Source organism: Mixta calida (assembly GCF_002953215.1).
Taxonomy (GTDB): Bacteria; Pseudomonadota; Gammaproteobacteria; order Enterobacterales; family Enterobacteriaceae; genus Mixta; species Mixta calida.
The window spans coordinates 1,003,010-1,019,489 of the sequence record NZ_CP026378.1 but is presented as its reverse complement, the minus strand read 5'-3'; the positions used below and the strand labels follow the sequence as shown (position 1 = coordinate 1,019,489).

General features: G+C 56.3%; 15 protein-coding genes and 1 pseudogene. 1 reads left to right on the top strand and 15 read right to left on the bottom strand.

All coding sequences use genetic code 11. The features are described from left to right. Nucleotides 1–20 precede the first annotated feature (20 nt). From rnhB to rpsB, 15 genes and pseudogenes are all read right to left on the bottom strand, one after another. The gene (gene rnhB / locus C2E16_RS04735; protein ID WP_084971486.1) at nucleotides 21–647 is read right to left on the bottom strand and encodes a ribonuclease HII; all 627 of its coding nucleotides are present in this window, start codon (nucleotides 645–647) and stop codon (nucleotides 21–23) included. Then, nucleotides 640–1,788 (bottom strand): lipid-A-disaccharide synthase, encoded by a 1,149-nt coding sequence (lpxB, locus tag C2E16_RS04730; protein WP_038628035.1) that lies wholly within the window; start codon nucleotides 1,786–1,788, stop codon nucleotides 640–642. The genes rnhB and lpxB overlap by 8 nt, the downstream gene beginning before the upstream one ends. Before the next feature lie 3 nt (nucleotides 1,789–1,791). Continuing rightward, entirely contained in the window at nucleotides 1,792–2,580 is a 789-nt protein-coding gene (lpxA, locus tag C2E16_RS04725) for an acyl-ACP--UDP-N-acetylglucosamine O-acyltransferase (RefSeq protein WP_038628038.1), read from the bottom strand. Nucleotides 2,581–2,583: 3 nt separating this feature from the next. Beyond that, nucleotides 2,584–3,039: a 3-hydroxyacyl-ACP dehydratase FabZ gene (fabZ, locus tag C2E16_RS04720; protein ID WP_038628041.1), complete on the bottom strand. Its 456-nt coding sequence runs from the start codon at nucleotides 3,037–3,039 to the stop codon at nucleotides 2,584–2,586. A gap of 161 nt (nucleotides 3,040–3,200) precedes the next feature. Further along, complete coding sequence (gene lpxD, locus C2E16_RS04715; RefSeq protein ID WP_084970618.1) at nucleotides 3,201–4,226, bottom strand: UDP-3-O-(3-hydroxymyristoyl)glucosamine N-acyltransferase; 1,026 nt, start codon at nucleotides 4,224–4,226, stop codon at nucleotides 3,201–3,203. 3 nt (nucleotides 4,227–4,229) lie between these two features. Then, a complete protein-coding gene (skp, locus tag C2E16_RS04710; protein ID WP_038628045.1) occupies nucleotides 4,230–4,727 on the bottom strand; it encodes a molecular chaperone Skp in 498 nt (165 codons plus the stop codon). A 125-nt stretch (nucleotides 4,728–4,852) separates the two neighbouring features. After that, nucleotides 4,853–7,258: an outer membrane protein assembly factor BamA gene (bamA, locus tag C2E16_RS04705; RefSeq protein WP_038628047.1), complete on the bottom strand. Its 2,406-nt coding sequence runs from the start codon at nucleotides 7,256–7,258 to the stop codon at nucleotides 4,853–4,855. A gap of 52 nt (nucleotides 7,259–7,310) precedes the next feature. Beyond that, complete coding sequence (gene rseP, locus C2E16_RS04700; RefSeq protein WP_038628050.1) at nucleotides 7,311–8,651, bottom strand: sigma E protease regulator RseP; 1,341 nt, start codon at nucleotides 8,649–8,651, stop codon at nucleotides 7,311–7,313. A gap of 12 nt (nucleotides 8,652–8,663) precedes the next feature. Beyond that, entirely contained in the window at nucleotides 8,664–9,521 is an 858-nt protein-coding gene (gene cdsA, locus C2E16_RS04695) for a phosphatidate cytidylyltransferase (protein ID WP_084970617.1), read from the bottom strand. A gap of 18 nt (nucleotides 9,522–9,539) precedes the next feature. Next, nucleotides 9,540–10,291 (bottom strand): annotated as a pseudogene (ispU, locus tag C2E16_RS04690) ((2E,6E)-farnesyl-diphosphate-specific ditrans,polycis-undecaprenyl-diphosphate synthase). A gap of 188 nt (nucleotides 10,292–10,479) precedes the next feature. Continuing rightward, the gene (ispC, locus tag C2E16_RS04685) at nucleotides 10,480–11,682 is read right to left on the bottom strand and encodes a 1-deoxy-D-xylulose-5-phosphate reductoisomerase (protein ID WP_084970616.1); all 1,203 of its coding nucleotides are present in this window, start codon (nucleotides 11,680–11,682) and stop codon (nucleotides 10,480–10,482) included. Nucleotides 11,683–11,828: 146 nt separating this feature from the next. Further along, the gene (gene frr / locus C2E16_RS04680) at nucleotides 11,829–12,386 is read right to left on the bottom strand and encodes a ribosome recycling factor (RefSeq protein WP_038628058.1); all 558 of its coding nucleotides are present in this window, start codon (nucleotides 12,384–12,386) and stop codon (nucleotides 11,829–11,831) included. 139 nt (nucleotides 12,387–12,525) lie between these two features. After that, on the bottom strand, nucleotides 12,526–13,251 hold the full coding sequence (pyrH, locus tag C2E16_RS04675) for a UMP kinase (protein WP_038628061.1): 726 nt from the start codon (nucleotides 13,249–13,251) through the stop codon (nucleotides 12,526–12,528). A gap of 152 nt (nucleotides 13,252–13,403) precedes the next feature. After that, nucleotides 13,404–14,255, bottom strand: a complete 852-nt coding sequence (tsf, locus tag C2E16_RS04670) for a translation elongation factor Ts (protein WP_038628065.1) — start codon at nucleotides 14,253–14,255, stop codon at nucleotides 13,404–13,406. Nucleotides 14,256–14,511: 256 nt separating this feature from the next. After that, nucleotides 14,512–15,237, bottom strand: coding sequence for a 30S ribosomal protein S2 (rpsB, locus tag C2E16_RS04665; protein WP_038628067.1), 726 nt, complete (start codon nucleotides 15,235–15,237; stop codon nucleotides 14,512–14,514). A gap of 363 nt (nucleotides 15,238–15,600) precedes the next feature. Between rpsB and map the strand changes: the two genes are divergently transcribed. Next, nucleotides 15,601–16,395: a type I methionyl aminopeptidase gene (map, locus tag C2E16_RS04660; RefSeq protein WP_038628069.1), complete on the top strand. Its 795-nt coding sequence runs from the start codon at nucleotides 15,601–15,603 to the stop codon at nucleotides 16,393–16,395. Nucleotides 16,396–16,480: the final 85 nt, after the last annotated feature.

Sequence of the window (16,480 nt, the reverse complement as noted above, 5' to 3'; positions counted from 1 at the left end):
TTAACTGCAGCAAAGCGCGCTTAGCGCGCAGATTCAGCGGTGAGATGTTTTACTTCAAGGTCCAGGAGCGCATTGCGCACCGGCGCAAAACTACGACGATGGTGCGGCGTAGCGCCATGTTCTGTCAACATCGCCAGATGCTGTGCGGTGGGATAACCTTTATGCTGCGCAAAGCCATACTGCGGGAAAACATGATCCAGCTCCGCCATTTCGCGATCGCGCGTGACTTTCGCCAGAATGGAGGCCGCGCTGATTTCAGCGACCAGGCTATCCCCTTTCACCACCGCCATTGACGGCATCGGCAGCGCCGGACAGCGGTTGCCGTCGATCAGCACATAATCAGGCTGTATCGTCAGACCAGCGACGGCGCGCTGCATCGCCAGCATGGTGGCGTGCAGGATATTGAGCTGGTCGATCTCGTCCGGCTCGGCGCGTCCGAGGCTCCAGGCCAGCGCCTTCCCTTTGATTTCATCATACAGCGCCAGGCGCCGCTTTTCGCTGAGCTTTTTGGAGTCCGCCAGGCCGACGATGGGACGCGCGGGATCGAGGATCACCGCCGCCGTCACCACCGCGCCGATCAGCGGTCCGCGCCCCACTTCATCGACGCCAGCGATCAGCCGCGCGTCGGGATAGATAAATTCAGCCATTCGCCAACTCCAGTACGGCCTGCGCCGCTTGTTCATCGGCATTCCAGCGGATCTGCTGGTGTAGTTCGGTAAAGGTTTCCAGCAGGCGCGCGCGCGTTTCGCCCGCGCCCAACAGCGGCTCCAGCGCGGCGGCGAGCCGCTCCGGCTGGCAATCGTCCTGTAGCAGCTCCGGCACCAGCTCGCGACCGGCCAGCAGGTTCGGCAGCGATACATAATCGGTTTTCACCAGCCGCTCGGCCAGCCAGAAGGTAACCGGCTTCATACGATAGCCGACTACCATCGGGCACTTCGCCAGCATGCACTCCAGCGCGGCGGTGCCGGATGCCAGCAGCGCCGCATCGCTGGCGATCATCGCCTCGCGGCCTTTACCGTCCAACAGGTGTATCGGCAGTTCGGGCGCAACCTCGGCCTTGATCTGCTCAAACTGTTCGCGCCGCTGCGCGTTGACCAGCGGCACCACGATCTCCAGCTGCGGCCATTTCTCACGCAGCAGCATCGCGGTTTTTAGAAAATCGGCGCTGAGCATCTCTACTTCCGCCCGACGCGAGCCGGGCAGCAACGCCAGGCAGAGCGCCTTTTCGTCGATGCCCAGGTCGCGACGCGCCGCCGTCTTATCGGGTTGTAGCGGCATAGCATCCGCCATAGTGTGGCCGATAAAACGGCAGGGCACATCGTAGCGATCGTAAAAGGCTTTTTCGAACGGCAGGAACGCCAGCACCAGGTTAGTGGCGCGACCGATTTTAAATACCCGATTCTGCCGCCACGCCCAGACTGAGGGGCTGACGTAATGGATCGTGCGGATGCCGCGCTGCTTCAGGCGACCTTCCAGGGTAATGTTAAAATCGGGCGCGTCAATGCCGACAAAAACGTCCGGCTTTAGCGCGGTGAAGCGACGGGTCAGATCGCGGCGGATTTTCAACAGGCGCCGCAGTCGTCCCAGCACTTCCACAATGCCCATGACCGCCAGCTCTTCCATGTCGTACCAGCTTTCACAGCCTTCCGCCTGCATACGCGGCCCCGCCACGCCGACGAAGCGGGCGTCAGGGTGTTTTGCTTTCAGCGCGCGAATGAGACCGGCACCAAGAATATCGCCGGAGGTTTCTCCGGCGACAAGGGCAATCGTTAAGGGACGAGCAGCCATGGGTTAACGAATCAGACCTCGCGTTGAGCGGGCGAAGAAATCGTAAAACGGCTGAACTTCAGCGTGCTCTTTCGCCAGCGCTTCGATTTCCGGCTTGACCTCTTCCAGCGTTTTTCCGCTGCGGTAAAGCAATTTATAGGCGTTACGAATCGCGTGCAGCCCTTCTTTGCTGAAACCGCGGCGTTTCAGGCCTTCGATATTGATGCCGTACGGCGTCGCGTGGTTACCCTGCGCGATGACGTATGGCGGCACATCCTGCGCCACGCCGGAACAGCCGCCCACCATGACGTGCGCGCCGATAATGCAGAACTGATGCACCGCCGTCATGCCGCCGATAATGGCGAAATCATCCACCGTCACGTGTCCGCCGAGCGTCGCGTTGTTGGCGAAGATGCAGCGGTTGCCGATGATGCAGTCATGCGCAATATGTGCATTGACCATCAGCAGGTTATCGCTGCCGATACGGGTTACACCGCCGCCCTGCACCGTCCCGCGATGAATAGTCACGCTTTCGCGAATGCTGTTGCGATCGCCGATTTCAACGCGCGTCGGCTCGCCCGCATATTTCAGATCCTGGTTCACCTCACCGATAGAGGCGAACTGGGTAATAATATTGTCTTTGCCAATGCGGGTATGTCCGTTCACCACCACATGAGACTTCAGAACGGTGCCCTCACCGATTTCAACGTTGGCGCCGATATAGCAGAACGGGCCAATGTGAACACGAGCGCCGATAACGGCGCCCTCTTCGATGATCGAGCTTGGATGAATTACGGCGGTTGCATCAATCACGTATTACGCCTCCCGGCTACGGGCACACATCATGGTCGCTTCACAAACAATCTTGCCATCAACGGTAGCGACGCCTTTAAAGCGCGTCAGGCCGCGACGGGTTTTCTCGAAAGTCACTTCCATAATCATCTGATCGCCTGGCACTACCGGACGCTTGAAGCGTGCTTCATCGATTCCGGCGAAGTAGTACAGCTCGCCTGGCTCAAGTTTGCCCACGCTTTTAAACGCCAGAATACCTGTCGCCTGCGCCATCGCCTCCAGAATCAAAACGCCCGGAAAAATCGGCTTACCAGGGAAATGCCCCTGGAAAAACGGTTCGTTAACAGAGACGTTTTTCACGGCGCGCAGATATTTATGCTCTTCGAACTCCAGGACACGATCGACCAATAAAAACGGATAACGGTGCGGCAGTAGTTCTAAAATCTCTTCAATATTCAGAGTATGAGTTTCAGTAGTCAAAATACTCTTCCTGTCCTAAAAATTCTGATGGCATCAATAACACGGCCTGCACCGATCCGGACGATCATCGGCAGGCCGCAAATTAGTTTATGTGGCGCCTGGCTTCCCTGCTTAGCATGTTTTATTTATGAAAGCCGGACAGACGCGGGATGAATGTACGTTTAGTCGTCTTTGCCGACTTTACGCTCGATGGCTTTTAAGCGTTTGCTCATTTCATCGATATTCATCACCAGCGCTGCAGTTTTACGCCAGGTTTTATTGGGTTGCAGCGGAATGCCTGAGGAGTATACCCCAGGTTCAGTGATGGGCCGCATCACCATTCCCATGCCGGTGACGGTCACTTTGTCACAAATTTCCATGTGGCCGTTAATCACACTGGCTCCACCGATCATACAGTAACGACCGATTTTCAGGCTACCTGCCATGATCACACCGCCAGCAACGGCAGTATTGTCGCCAATCACGACGTTATGTGCAATCTGGCACTGGTTATCAATGATAACACCATTACCAATCTGAGTGTTATCCAGCGCGCCGCGATCGATAGTGGTACAGGCGCCGATTTCGACGCGATCGCCGATAATCACCGATCCCAACTGCGGGATTTTCACCCAGTTACCGCGGTCGTTGGCATAACCGAAGCCGTCTGCGCCGATCACCGTGCCCGACTGAATCAGGCAGTGCTGACCGATGCGGATGTCATGATACACCGTCACATTCGCCCACAGACGTGAGCCAGCGCCGATATGGGTATTTTTGCCGACAAAGCAGCCGGCGCCGATCACCACATTATCGCCGAGCACCACGCCCGATTCGATAACGGCGTTTGCGCCGATGGAAACATTGCTGCCCAGACTGGCGCTGGCGTCGATAACCGCGCTCGGCGCGATATTCTCCGCTGGCTGCGGCGTGGTATCTAACAGCTGCGCCATACGCGCATAGGTCAGGTAAGGGTTTTTAACCACCAGCGCGGCGCTTTTGCACCACGGCAGATCCGCTTCTGTCAGCACCACGGCGGAAGCCTGGCACTCGGCGAGCTGCTCACGGTAGCGGCTGTTGGCGAGGAAAGTGATTTGACCGTTTTGGGCGGAGTGCATAGAAGCAATGCCGGAGATGGCGATATCGCCATCTCCGTGCAATTCTGCATCCAACTGCTGGGCTAAATCAGCCAGTCGAATTGAAGACATTGATTATTTAACCTGTTTCAGAACGTCAGCCGTGATGTCTTTCGCATTAGAAGCGTAAGCTACCGCGTTGGCGTCGATCACGACATCATAACCTTCGCTGTCGGCGACTTTCTTCACTGCGTCCTGAATGCGGCTCAGCAGCTTGTTACGCTCTTCCATCTGGCGACGACGGTTGTCCTGCTCGAAAGCCTGCGCTTTAGAAGAGAACGCTTCGCGCTGGGACATGATATCTTTTTCCATGCGGCTGCGTTCGCTGGCCTTCATGGTAGAGGCATCACGCTGCAGGCGCTGCATTTTTGCCTGAAGATCGCGTTCCTGGCTCTGCAGATCGGTGGCGCGGCCTTTGAACTCGTTTTCCAGCTGCTTCGCAACAGTGGCACGTTGCGGTAACTGTTGGAAAATGCTGGACACGTTTACCACGGCAATTTTATCAGCAGCCTGAGCGCCTGCGGAAACCGCTAAAGCGAGACCCAGACCTGCGGCACACAACAACTTTTTCACTATTAACTCCTTACCATCAACGTTTGTGTCAAAGACACAGATTTACCTGATACGCCAGCCAATGGGCGAACCCGAAGACCGGCGCACAGTGCGATACTAATCGCTATGCTTCCCTGAAGCGGAGGTTACCAGGTTTTACCAATGTTAAACTGGAACTGCTCCGCTTTATCTCCATCATATTTCTTGAACGGCTGGGCGTAAGAGAACACCAGCGGGCCCAGAGGCGACATCCACTGCAGCGCCAGGCCGGCGGACATACGGATATTGCCCGGATCGCTGTAGTCCGGTATACCGGCCGCACGGCTTTCCGCAGTGTTTTCCCAGTTGGTATCCCATACCGTACCGGCATCGACGAACAGCGAAGTGCGCACCGAGTTAGCGTACTTCTCGCTGATAAACGGCGTCGGGGTAATCAGCTCAAGGCTGGCCACCGCCATCGCGTTGCCGCCCACCGCATCGTCCGATTTACACAGGCTCTGATTGCCTGAACAGGTTGATGAGTTATCGTTGATATACGCCGCTTTCGGGCCGATGTTGTTAGAACGGAAGCCGCGTACCGTGCTGGAGCCGCCAGCATAGAAGTTCTCATAGAACGGCAGCTCTTTGCCGCCCAGACCATCGCCGTAGCCGACGCGACCGCGACCCAGCAGTACCCAGGTATGGTCGTCATTAATCGGCATATACTGCTGCGTATCCAGCGTCACTTTATAGAAGTTGTTGTCCGATCCCGGAATGGTGACTTTACCGTTCAGGTTGGTACGGTTACCGGCGGTGGGGAAGAATCCACGGTCCAGGTTGTTGTACGTCCAGCCATAGTTGAAGGTGAAGTCATCGGCGGAATATTCCGCATCGCCGGAAAGCGACGGATTCTGATCGACCGAGCGCAGATAACGCCACATCGCCACCTGCGGCTGCATGTTGGAGAGGTCGTTATGCACATAGCCGAGGCCGACGCGTAGCGTATTGTTTTCATTGACCGGGAAGCCGAGCGTGCCATCCAGACCATAACTCTTGTTGGTATAGTCAGAGAGGTCGGCGTCGTCCGCTTTAAAGTCGTTATAGAAAATACGTCCGCCGAGGCTTACCCCATCTACCGTGAAATAAGGATCGGTCAGGGAGAATTCTGCGTAGGTCTGGTAATCATTTTTGGTGCCGCTGATGCCAACGGTATTACCGGTGCCCAGCCAGTTATCCTGGGTCACGCCGACCTGGAAGCTGACGCCGCTCTCGGTGCCGTAGCCGATACCGAAGTTAAAGGTGCCGGTGTTGCGTTCTTTCACCTTATAAACCACGTCAACCTGATCCGGCGTGCCCGGTACGCGCTGCGTATCGACGTCGACGGTTTCAAAGTAGCCGGTGCGATTCAGACGCTCTTTGCCCTGCTCGACCAGGTTGCTGCCCAGCCATGCGCCTTCCATCTGACGCATTTCACGGCGCAGCACCGCGTCTTTCGACGTGTCGTTGCCTTCGAAGCGCACCTTACGCACGTAGTAACGGTTGCCCGCGTCGACGTTGACGTGCAGCTTAACGGTCTTATCGGCATCGTTAATTTCCGGCTGCGTGACGACGCGCGGATAGGCGTAACCATAACGGCCCAACAGCTGCTTAATGCTGTCTTCCATTTTGGTCACTTTGGTGCCGTTATACAGCTCGCCAGGCTGTACTTTCGCCAGGCTTTCAATCTCGGCGGAGTGCCCTGCCATGCTGCCGTTCACCACCACGCCGGAAAGCATGTACTGGTCGCCTTCGTGGATATTGATGGTGATGTAGATGCCTTTTTTATCGGGCGTCAGACTCACCTGCGTGGAGTCGATGTTGAAACGGGCGTAGCCGCGATCGAGATAGAAGCTGCGCAGCGTTTCTAAATCGCCGGCCAGTTTCTGTTTCTGATACTTGCGATCGCCGACCAGGTTCCACCATGGCACCTCATCACGCAGTTGAAAACGCGAGATCAGTTCATCGGAGCTAAAGGCTTTATTGCCGACCACGTTGATCTGCTGGATTTTCGCCGAAACGCCTTCGGTAAAGACCAGTTTCAGATCGACGCGGTTGCGCGGCAGCGGCGTCACTACCGCTTTTACGCTGGCGCTGTATTTGCCGACGCTGTAGTAGAAATCTTCCAGCCCTTTTTCAATACTGGAGATAGTCGTGCGATCCAGCGCTTCGCCGACGCGCACGCCGGACGCTTCGAGATTCTGTTTGAGCATGTCATCTTTCACCGCCTTGTTGCCGGAGAAAGTGATGCTGGCAATGGTGGGACGCTCTTTGACCTGAACAATCAGCGTGGCGCCGTCGCGCAGGACCTGAACATCTTCGAAGTTCCCGGTAGCAAACAGGGCGCGAATGGTATTACTGATATCTTCATCATCTACCGTATCACCAACACGCACCGGCATGCTGAGCAGAGCCGCACCGACAGCGACTCGCTGCAGTCCTTCGAAATGAATGTCCTTCACTACGAACCCGTCTGCACCGTAAACGGTGGCGCTGCTGAACAGCAGCGACGCTATGAGCAACTTTTTCATCGCCATCGTTGTTATGCGTTCTTCCTAACACGTCCCAGCCTGGACAACGTTCCGGTCATCACAGGCGAGAGAAATCATTGAATAGTGCAAGCCCCATTAACAGCACCAGCAAAATCGAGCCGATGCGATAACTGAAGTCCTGAACTCGCTCGGACACCGGTTTTCCTTTGATTTTTTCAATCGCCAGAAAAAGCAGATGCCCACCATCTAATACCGGTAACGGGAACAAATTGATAATACCGAGATTCACGCTGATAAGCGCAAGAAACATCAGGTAATAAATCATCCCATACTCTGCTGACATCCCGGCGCCCTGCGCGATAGAAATCGGCCCGCTCAGGTTGTTCAGCTTAACATCGCCGGTGACCAATTTGCCAAGCATGCCGACCGTCAGCTTCATCAGCTGCCAGGTTTTCTCCCCGGCCTCGCCAATGGCAGCGAACGGACCATACTGCCGCACCGTTTTATACTCTTCCGGCAGCGGCAGCACGCGCGGCACGACGCCGGCAAACCCTTCCGCGCCTTTCGCGGTCGGCGTCAGCGTCAGGCTGACGATCTCACCCTGGCGCTCGACATCCAGCGCGATGGCTTTGGCCGGACTTTCCCGCACCAGGTTAACGAAATCCCGCCATGCCGTCAGCGGTTGCCCATCGACTTTAACGATCCTGTCGCCAGCTTGCAAACCTGCCGTGCTGGCAGGCGAGTTCGTCTGTACATCCGCCAGTACCGTTTCAATCTCCGGCCCGCGCGGCGCGATGCCCAACGCCGACACAGGGTCCTGCTTGTCCGGCTCAAAATGCCAGTTACGCAAATCGACCCGTTTTTCCACACGCTGCGATGAACCGAAAGGCGACAGCGTCAGGGTAACGTCGGTGTCGCCGATCTTACCTACCAACGCCATGCGCACGGCATCCCAGTCAGGCGTTTCGATGCCATCTACAGCTTTAAGTTCCATTCCGGGCGAAATTTGCGCTTCCGCCGCCACCGAATCGCTCAGGATTTCGCCAATTACCGGACGCACGCCGGGGACGCCGTGAATAAACACCAGCCAGTAGGCGAAAATGGCGAAGAGGAAGTTGGCGACGGGGCCGGCGGCGATGACTGCCGCGCGCTGCAGCACCGTTTTATTGTTGAAGGCCTGATGACGCAGTTCCGGCGCGACGCTCTCTACCCGCTCATCCAGCATTTTGACGTAGCCGCCGAGCGGAATCAGCGCGATGACGTACTCGGTGCCGAGCCGGTCGCGGCGGCGCCATAGCGCCTTGCCGAAGCCGACGGAAAAGCGCTCGACTTTAATCCCGCAACGGCGCGCCACCCAGAAGTGGCCGAATTCATGCACGGTGATCAGCACGCCCAACGCAACGATAAAGGCGGCAAGACTCCAGATAAAGCTCAGCATAGCGTCTTGTCCTTACAGCGTCCTGAACACCAGCAGCAGTAAACAGGCGAAGACCGGCACCGCAGCGGTCAGGCTGTCGATACGATCGAGAATGCCGCCGTGGCCGGGGATCAGATGCCCGCTGTCTTTGATGCCCGCTTCGCGCTTGAACATGCTTTCCGTCAGATCGCCCAGCACGGAAGCCAGCGTAGCGATAATGGAGCTGATCAGCAGCGTGGCCGGCGCAACGCTGAGCGGCGCCCACAGGCCGAACAGCCAGGCGATCAGCGCGGCAGTGACCAGCCCGCCGAAAAAGCCTTCCCAGGTTTTTCCCGGCGACACTTTCGGTGCCAGCTTATGCTTACCGAACAGACGGCCGAACATATAAGCCCCGGAGTCAGCGCCCCAGACCAACACCATCACGTACAGCAGCCACCAGGCGCCGGCGAAATGGTCAGCGGTGTAGTGATACTGACGCAGCGCCACCATGCCGAAGAAAAACGGCACGATAGTCAGCACGCCGAACAGCAGGCGCAACGCGCGCGATTGCCGCCAAAAGCTGGCGGAACCGGGATAGGACAATACCAGCAGCAGCGCGACAATCCACCAGCCGAGCGCAGCCCATAGCGAACCGCTGAACTGCGGCAGCTGCACGGCATATTGATAAGGAGGAAGCGTGAAAAGCATCAGGGCAAGCAGCAGGCCGCAAAGCACGGCCAGCCAGATGCGTTGAAGACGGGAAGTGAAGCCGGCAAGCTGGCCCCATTCCCATGCGGCCAGCATGCATACCACAAGCGTGGCGATGGCGAACCCGGAGGGCGGTAACCAGAAAAGCGCAGCGATCACCAAAGGAATTAAGATGAACGCTGTAATCAGACGCGACTTCAGCAAAGGTTACCCCCAGGGCGCTCAGGCGCCGCCAGGTGCTGCGCCGCCAAATCGACGCTCACGATGTGAGAAAGCATTCATTGCACCTTCAAAAACTTGTTCGTCAAAATCAGGCCAGAGAACATCGGTAAAGTAAAACTCCGCGTAGGCGATTTGCCACAGCAGGAAGTTACTGATGCGATGTTCCCCCCGGTCCTTATTACCAGATCCACCGGTGCCAAATCATGCATACAGAGAAATCCGGACAGCGTAGTTTCCTCGATCTGGTCAGGACGGAGCAACCCTTCCTGCACCTGCTCGGCTATCTGTCGTACGCCGTGAATAATATCCCAACGGCCGCCATAATTCGCGGCAATGTTGAGGGTTAATCCATTATTTTGTTGAGTAAGTTCCTCAGCGCGGCGAATACGCTCCTGTAAGCGTGAATTAAAACGGCTGATATCGCCAATAATTCTTAAGCGAACATTGTGTTTGTGCAGGCTTTTTACTTCGCTATCCAGCGCCCAGACAAACAGCTCCATCAGCGCCACCACTTCCTGGGGCGGACGGGACCAGTTCTCGCTACTGAAGGCATAAAGCGTGAGTGCTTCCAGTTTATTGCTGACGGCAAAGCTTACGGCGCGACGCACCGATTTCACTCCCGCTTTATGACCAGAGACACGAAGTTTGCCCTGATTTTTCGCCCAGCGGCCGTTGCCATCCATGATGATGGCCACATGACGCGGGCGTATCCGCTGCTGGTCATCGGTTGTTATTTGAGTTTCGGACGACATAACGCGTATTCATTTCCTTTCATCAGAAATACAGCGGCTTCTGAATACATTTCCCGTGCGGCCGTAAAAAAGCCGTGACGACCACGGCTCTGTTCACCGCTCTGGCTGTGTGTAAATGCAAAACGGGAGCCGGGGACTATACCAGTTTCCCCCAGGGCTCACAAATAGCGACCACGCAAAACTGCGAATTAACCCGCCGCGGAGAAACGCGGCAACAGCGCCTGCGCCGCCCGTCGCGCCTCAGTATCGATCGCCAGTACCGCGTCCACGCTTTGTGGCTCAGCATGGTGAAGCGATGCCAAAACGGCGGTGTTGAGCGCGGCAATATCGGTAAAGCGAATCCGCCCGTTAAGAAACGCGGCGACCGCTATCTCGTTTGCCGCATTCAGCGCGGTGGTCGCCGCCTGCCCCTGCTCGCACGCATCCATCGCCAGCTTCAGGCAGGGATAGCGATGAAAATCAGGTTCGGCGAAGGTTAACGCCTTCATGCGGGTAAAATCGAGCGGTGTGGCGCCCGCTTCGACCCGCTGCGGCCAGGCCATAGTATGCGCGATCGGCGTACGCATATCCGGCGATCCCAGCTGCGCCAGCACGCTGCCGTCGCGGTAGCGCACCATAGAGTGAATCACCGACTGCGGATGCAGGATCACTTCCATCTGCGCATCGGTTGCATTAAACAGCCAGCGGGCTTCAATGTATTCCAGGCCTTTATTCATCATGGTGGCGGAGTCAACGGAGATTTTACGTCCCATCGACCAGTTCGGATGCGCGCATGCCTGCTCCGGCGTGACGGTAGCCAACGCCGGGAGCGGCGTGTCACGAAACGGTCCACCAGATCCCGTAAGGATGATCGACTCAATGCCGTTCTCCTGCAGGTTAGCGTATCCTAACTGTTGCTGGATGGAAGCCGGTAAACTCTGAAAAATGGCATTATGCTCGCTGTCGACAGGCAACAGACGCGCGCCGCTGGCGCTCACCGCCTCCATAAATAAACGGCCGCACGTGACAAGGGATTCTTTATTCGCCAGCAGCACCGTTTTGCCGGCGCGAATGGCGGCCAGCGTCGGCAGCAGGCCCGCCGCGCCGACGATCGCCGCCATCACCTGATCTACCTCATCCAGCGCCGCCAGTTCACATGCGGCCTCTTCGCCGAACAGCACCTCGGTTTTTACGCCCTGTTCATGCAGGCGCTGGCGCAGCAGGCGCGCGGAGGCTTCATCAGCCATCGCGGCGTAGTCGGGATGGAAGCGCAGGCACTGCTCGGTCATCAGATCGACATTGTATCCGGCGACCAGCGCCTTAACGGAGAACTGCTGGGGATTAGCCGCCACCACCGCCAGCGTATTAGTGCCAATCGATCCGGTGGAGCCGAGAATGGTTAGTTGCTTCATGAGGCCGCTCTGTGTAGAAATTCGGACACGGCGCTACAGAGAAATGCGCCAGTGCGCCAATAATGGGGAGAAAGCAAAACGCCGTCAAACAGCGTAGGCTGGATAACAGTACGCTGTGGACGGCGTTTTACAGAAGCGTGATGGAATCAGAAGTCCATCAGCTCCGTTTCTTTTTCAGCCAGCGCGGCATCGATTTTCTTGATATACGCGTCGGTCATTTTCTGAATTTCATCCTGCGCACGGCGTTCTTCATCTTCGCCGATCGCTTTGTCTTTCAGCAGCGCTTTCACTTTGTCGTTCGCGTCGCGACGGACGTTACGCACGGAAACACGGCCCTGCTCAGCTTCGCCACGCACGACCTTGATCAGATCTTTACGACGTTCTTCGGTCAATGGCGGCAGAGGTACGCGAATGTCGGTGCCGGCGGAGCTCGGATTCAGACCGAGATCGGAGGACATGATCGCTTTCTCAACAGCCGGACCCAGAGAGCGGTCAAACACGTTGATCTTCAGCGTGCGTGAGTCTTCGACGGTAACGTTGGCCAGCTGGCGCAGCGGTGTCGGCGTACCGTAGTATTCTACTACGATACCGTCGAGAAGCGCTGGTGATGCGCGGCCAGTGCGTACTTTGCCGATGTTATTTTTGAACGCCTCAACGCATTTTTCCATGCGCGTATCGGCATCTTTTTTGATGTCGTTAATCACGTTGTAACCCTTGGATTCTGTTTGACCTGCCACGGCTACGTGTCAGGAAACGGTAAAATTCGTCGGTAATCCTGAACGGTGCGCGACGCGCTAAACGCCGCGCAGACAGAATATACCCTATTTTACGCCGTGACGGATATTAATGCGTAATCAGGGTGCCTTCTTTTTCACCCATTACGACACGACGCAGCGCGCCCGGTTTGTTCATATTGAACACGCGAATCGGCAGCTGGTGGTCGCGCGCCAGCGTAAAGGCGGCCAGATCCATCACTTTCAGTTCACGTTCCAGCACTTCCTGATAGGAGAGCTGGTCATACAGGGTCGCGTCCGGGTTCTTAACCGGATCGGCGGAATAAACGCCGTCGACTTTGGTGGCTTTCAGCACCACGTCGGCTTCAATTTCGATCCCGCGCAGGCAGGCGGCGGAGTCGGTCGTAAAGAACGGGTTGCCGGTGCCGGCGGAGAAGATCACTACGCGATTGTTGCGCAGCAGGCTGATGGCTTCCGCCCAGCTGTAGTTGTCGCATACGCCGTTCAGCGGAATCGCTGACATCAGGCGCGCGTTCACATAGGCGCGGTGTAGCGCATCACGCATCGCCAGCCCGTTCATCACGGTCGCCAGCATGCCCATGTGGTCGCCCACGACGCGATTCATGCCCGCCTGCGCCAGACCGGCGCCACGGAACAGGTTGCCTCCACCAATCACGACGCCCACCTGAATACCCAGCTCCACCAGCTCTTTAATTTCCTGAGCCATGCGATCGAGCACGCTCGCGTCGATGCCGAAACCTTCGGCGCCCTGCAGCGCTTCGCCACTCAGTTTTAGCAGGATACGTTGATAAACAGGTTTTGCATTGGTAGCCATGGTCGTTTTTCCTGGAAGCTATCATGAAAATGAGGAGTTAAATCCGATCTATCATCCGCTTAGCCGGTAAGGAAAGCTATTGGGATGAGACTGAAAAATGCTGACGAACTCAGACAAAAAAGAACCGCCGGTTGGCGGTTCTTTCGGGACCATTAAGACTGCTTGGACATAGCAGCAACTTCTGCTGCGAAGTCGCTTTCGACTTTCTCAATGCCCTCACCCACTTCGAAGCGGATGAAGTTGATGACGTCAGCGCCTTTCTCTTTCAGCAGCTGGCCAACGGTTTTGCTCGGGTCCATTACGAAGTGCTGACCGGTCAGGGAAACTTCGCCGGTGAACTTGTTCATACGGCCCTGAACCATTTTCTCAGCGATTTCGCGCGGTTTACCGGACTGCATGGCGATATCCAGCTGGATCTGATGCTCGCGAGCCACCACGTCAGCCGGTACGTCTTCCGGCTTCACATATTCCGGCTTGCTTGCCGCAACGTGCATAGCGATGTGTTTAACCAGCTCTTCATCAGCGCCGGTTGCAGAAACCAGAACGCCGATACGCGCGCCGTGCAGGTAAGAACCTACAACGTCGCCTTCCAGGATAGCAACGCGACGGATGTTGATGTTTTCACCGATTTTCGCTACCAGCGCGGTGCGCTGATCTTCGAATTTCGCTTTCAGCGCTTCGATATCAGTGATGCGCTCAGCGGTTGCAGCGGCGATAACTTCTTTACCGAAAGCCAGGAAGCCTGCGTCTTTTGCAACGAAGTCGGTTTCGCAGTTCAGCTCGACGATCACGCCGACATTGCCAGCGACTTCAGTCAGGATTACGCCTTCAGCAGCAACGCGGCCAGATTTCTTCGCCGCTTTCGCCTGACCAGACTTACGCATGTTGTCAATCGCCAGCTCGATGTCGCCATTCGCTTCAACCAGCGCTTTTTTACATTCCATCATGCCCGCGCCAGTACGCTCGCGCAGTTCTTTTACCAGAGCAGCGGTAATATCAGCCATTCTCTCTTCCTCAGTTGTCTGTTGCCTGCGGTTTTTCTTCCCGCTCGCGCGGGAAACGGCCGCCACGATATTGCCGGGACGACCAGCCTGCCTGCCCGCAATTCGCTGCGGGCCAACAGCCCCTGTTCGCAGGAGTGCGTCGCCGCCCGGTCAGACGCTGCCGGACCGGGCGGCGGTTAAAAAAATAAAGGGGCCTTAAGCGGCCCCTTACAGATCATATCTGAATGATAAGGGCTCTGTAGCAGAGCAAACCTTATTAAGCGTTCTCTAAAGAAGCTTCTTCTGCCTGCTCAGCCAGATCCTGAGAGCGGCCTTCGCGAATGGTGGTCGCTACAGCGGTCAGGTACAGGCTAACAGCACGGATCGCATCGTCGTTACCCGGGATAACGAAATCAACGCCATCCGGATCGGAGTTGGTATCAACGATAGCAAATACCGGGATACCCAGGTTATTTGCTTCTTTGATCGCGATGTGTTCGTGATCGGCGTCGATCACAAACAGTGCGTCCGGCAGACCGCCCATGTCTTTGATACCGCCCAGGCTGTTTTCCAGCTTGGCCAGTTCACGAGCGCGCATCAGCGCTTCTTTTTTGGTCAGCTTGTCGAACGTACCGTCCTGAGACTGAGTTTCCAGATCTTTCAGACGTTTGATGGACTGACGAACGGTTTTCCAGTTAGTCAGCATACCACCCAGCCAGCGGTGGTTGACGAAGAACTGGTCGCAGCTCAGTGCAGCCTCTTTGATTGATTCGCTGGCAGCGCGCTTAGTACCGACAAACAGAATCTTACCTTTACGGGAAGCGATTTTGTTCAGTTCCGCCAGAGCGTCATTGAACATCGGTACGGTTTTCTCAAGGTTGATGATGTGAACTTTGTTACGCGCACCGAAGATGAACGGCTTCATTTTCGGGTTCCAGTAACGGGTCTGGTGACCGAAGTGAACACCAGCCTTGAGCATGTCGCGCATGGAAACAGTTGCCATGATTACCTCTGTAATAAGTTGGGGTTGGGCCTCCACATATCCCATGCAACCGACCCCGAAAGGCACCCCGGCGCATGTGCCGATATGTGTGTGTTATTTACACGGGAGATTTATGCGTTTCCCGCAGGGCTTTCGCCTTACATGGAATCGTCGGCGCGCTTTATACCATAAAGCGTGATTTGACGCCAATATTTGTTAGCGCTTATCGGCCGCGCGCGCCAATCGCCCTGACCGTCCTTCGTGGCGGCAAGCGACGCCGTCATCGGCAGATTAACGGTCAGTGGCAGCGCGCAGGCTGACCTGCTAACATGGCTCCACTTGCTCTATTATTGTCGAAAATGACGACAACTGCGGATAAAATTAATGGCAATTTCAATTAAAACCCCAGAAGAAATCGAAAAAATGCGCGTGGCGGGCCGTCTTGCCGCCGAAGTGCTGGAGATGATCGAGCCTCACGTGAAGCCGGGCGTTTCCACCGGCGAACTCGATCGGATCTGCAACGACTATATCGTCAACACGCAGAAGGCGATTTCTGCCAGCCTGGGCTATCACGGCTTCCCGAAATCGGTCTGCATTTCGGTGAACGACGTAGTATGTCATGGCATTCCGAGCGACGATAAGCTGCTGAAAGACGGCGACATCGTCAATATCGACGTGACGGTCATTAAAGACGAGTATCACGGCGACACGTCCAAAATGTATATCGTCGGCAAACCGACCATTCTGGGCGAGCGTCTCTGCCGCGTCACGCAGGAGAGCCTCTATTTAGCGCTGCGCATGGTGAAGCCGGGCATCCGTCTGCGCACGCTGGGCCGCGAAATTCAGAAGTATGTCGAGGCGCAGGATTTCTCCGTAGTGCGTGAATATTGTGGACACGGCATCGGCAAAGGCTTCCATGAAGAGCCGCAGGTGCTGCACTACGACGCGGATGACGGCGGCGTCGTGCTTCAACCGGGTATGACCTTCACCATCGAACCCATGGTCAACGCGGGCGATTACCGCATCCGCAGCATGAAAGATGGCTGGACGGTAAAAACCAAAGATCGCAGCTTGTCCGCGCAGTATGAACACACTATTGTGGTGACAGATAACGGCTGTGAAATTCTTACCCTGCGTAAAGACGACACCATTCCGGCAGTGCTGGTAAACGAAGCCTGAGGGCAGCGCGCGCCTGCCTGAATGCGATTTGCGAAAGCCGGCTGCCCGCCGGCTTTTTTTATGGCGAAAGCGGAGCAATCTTTCC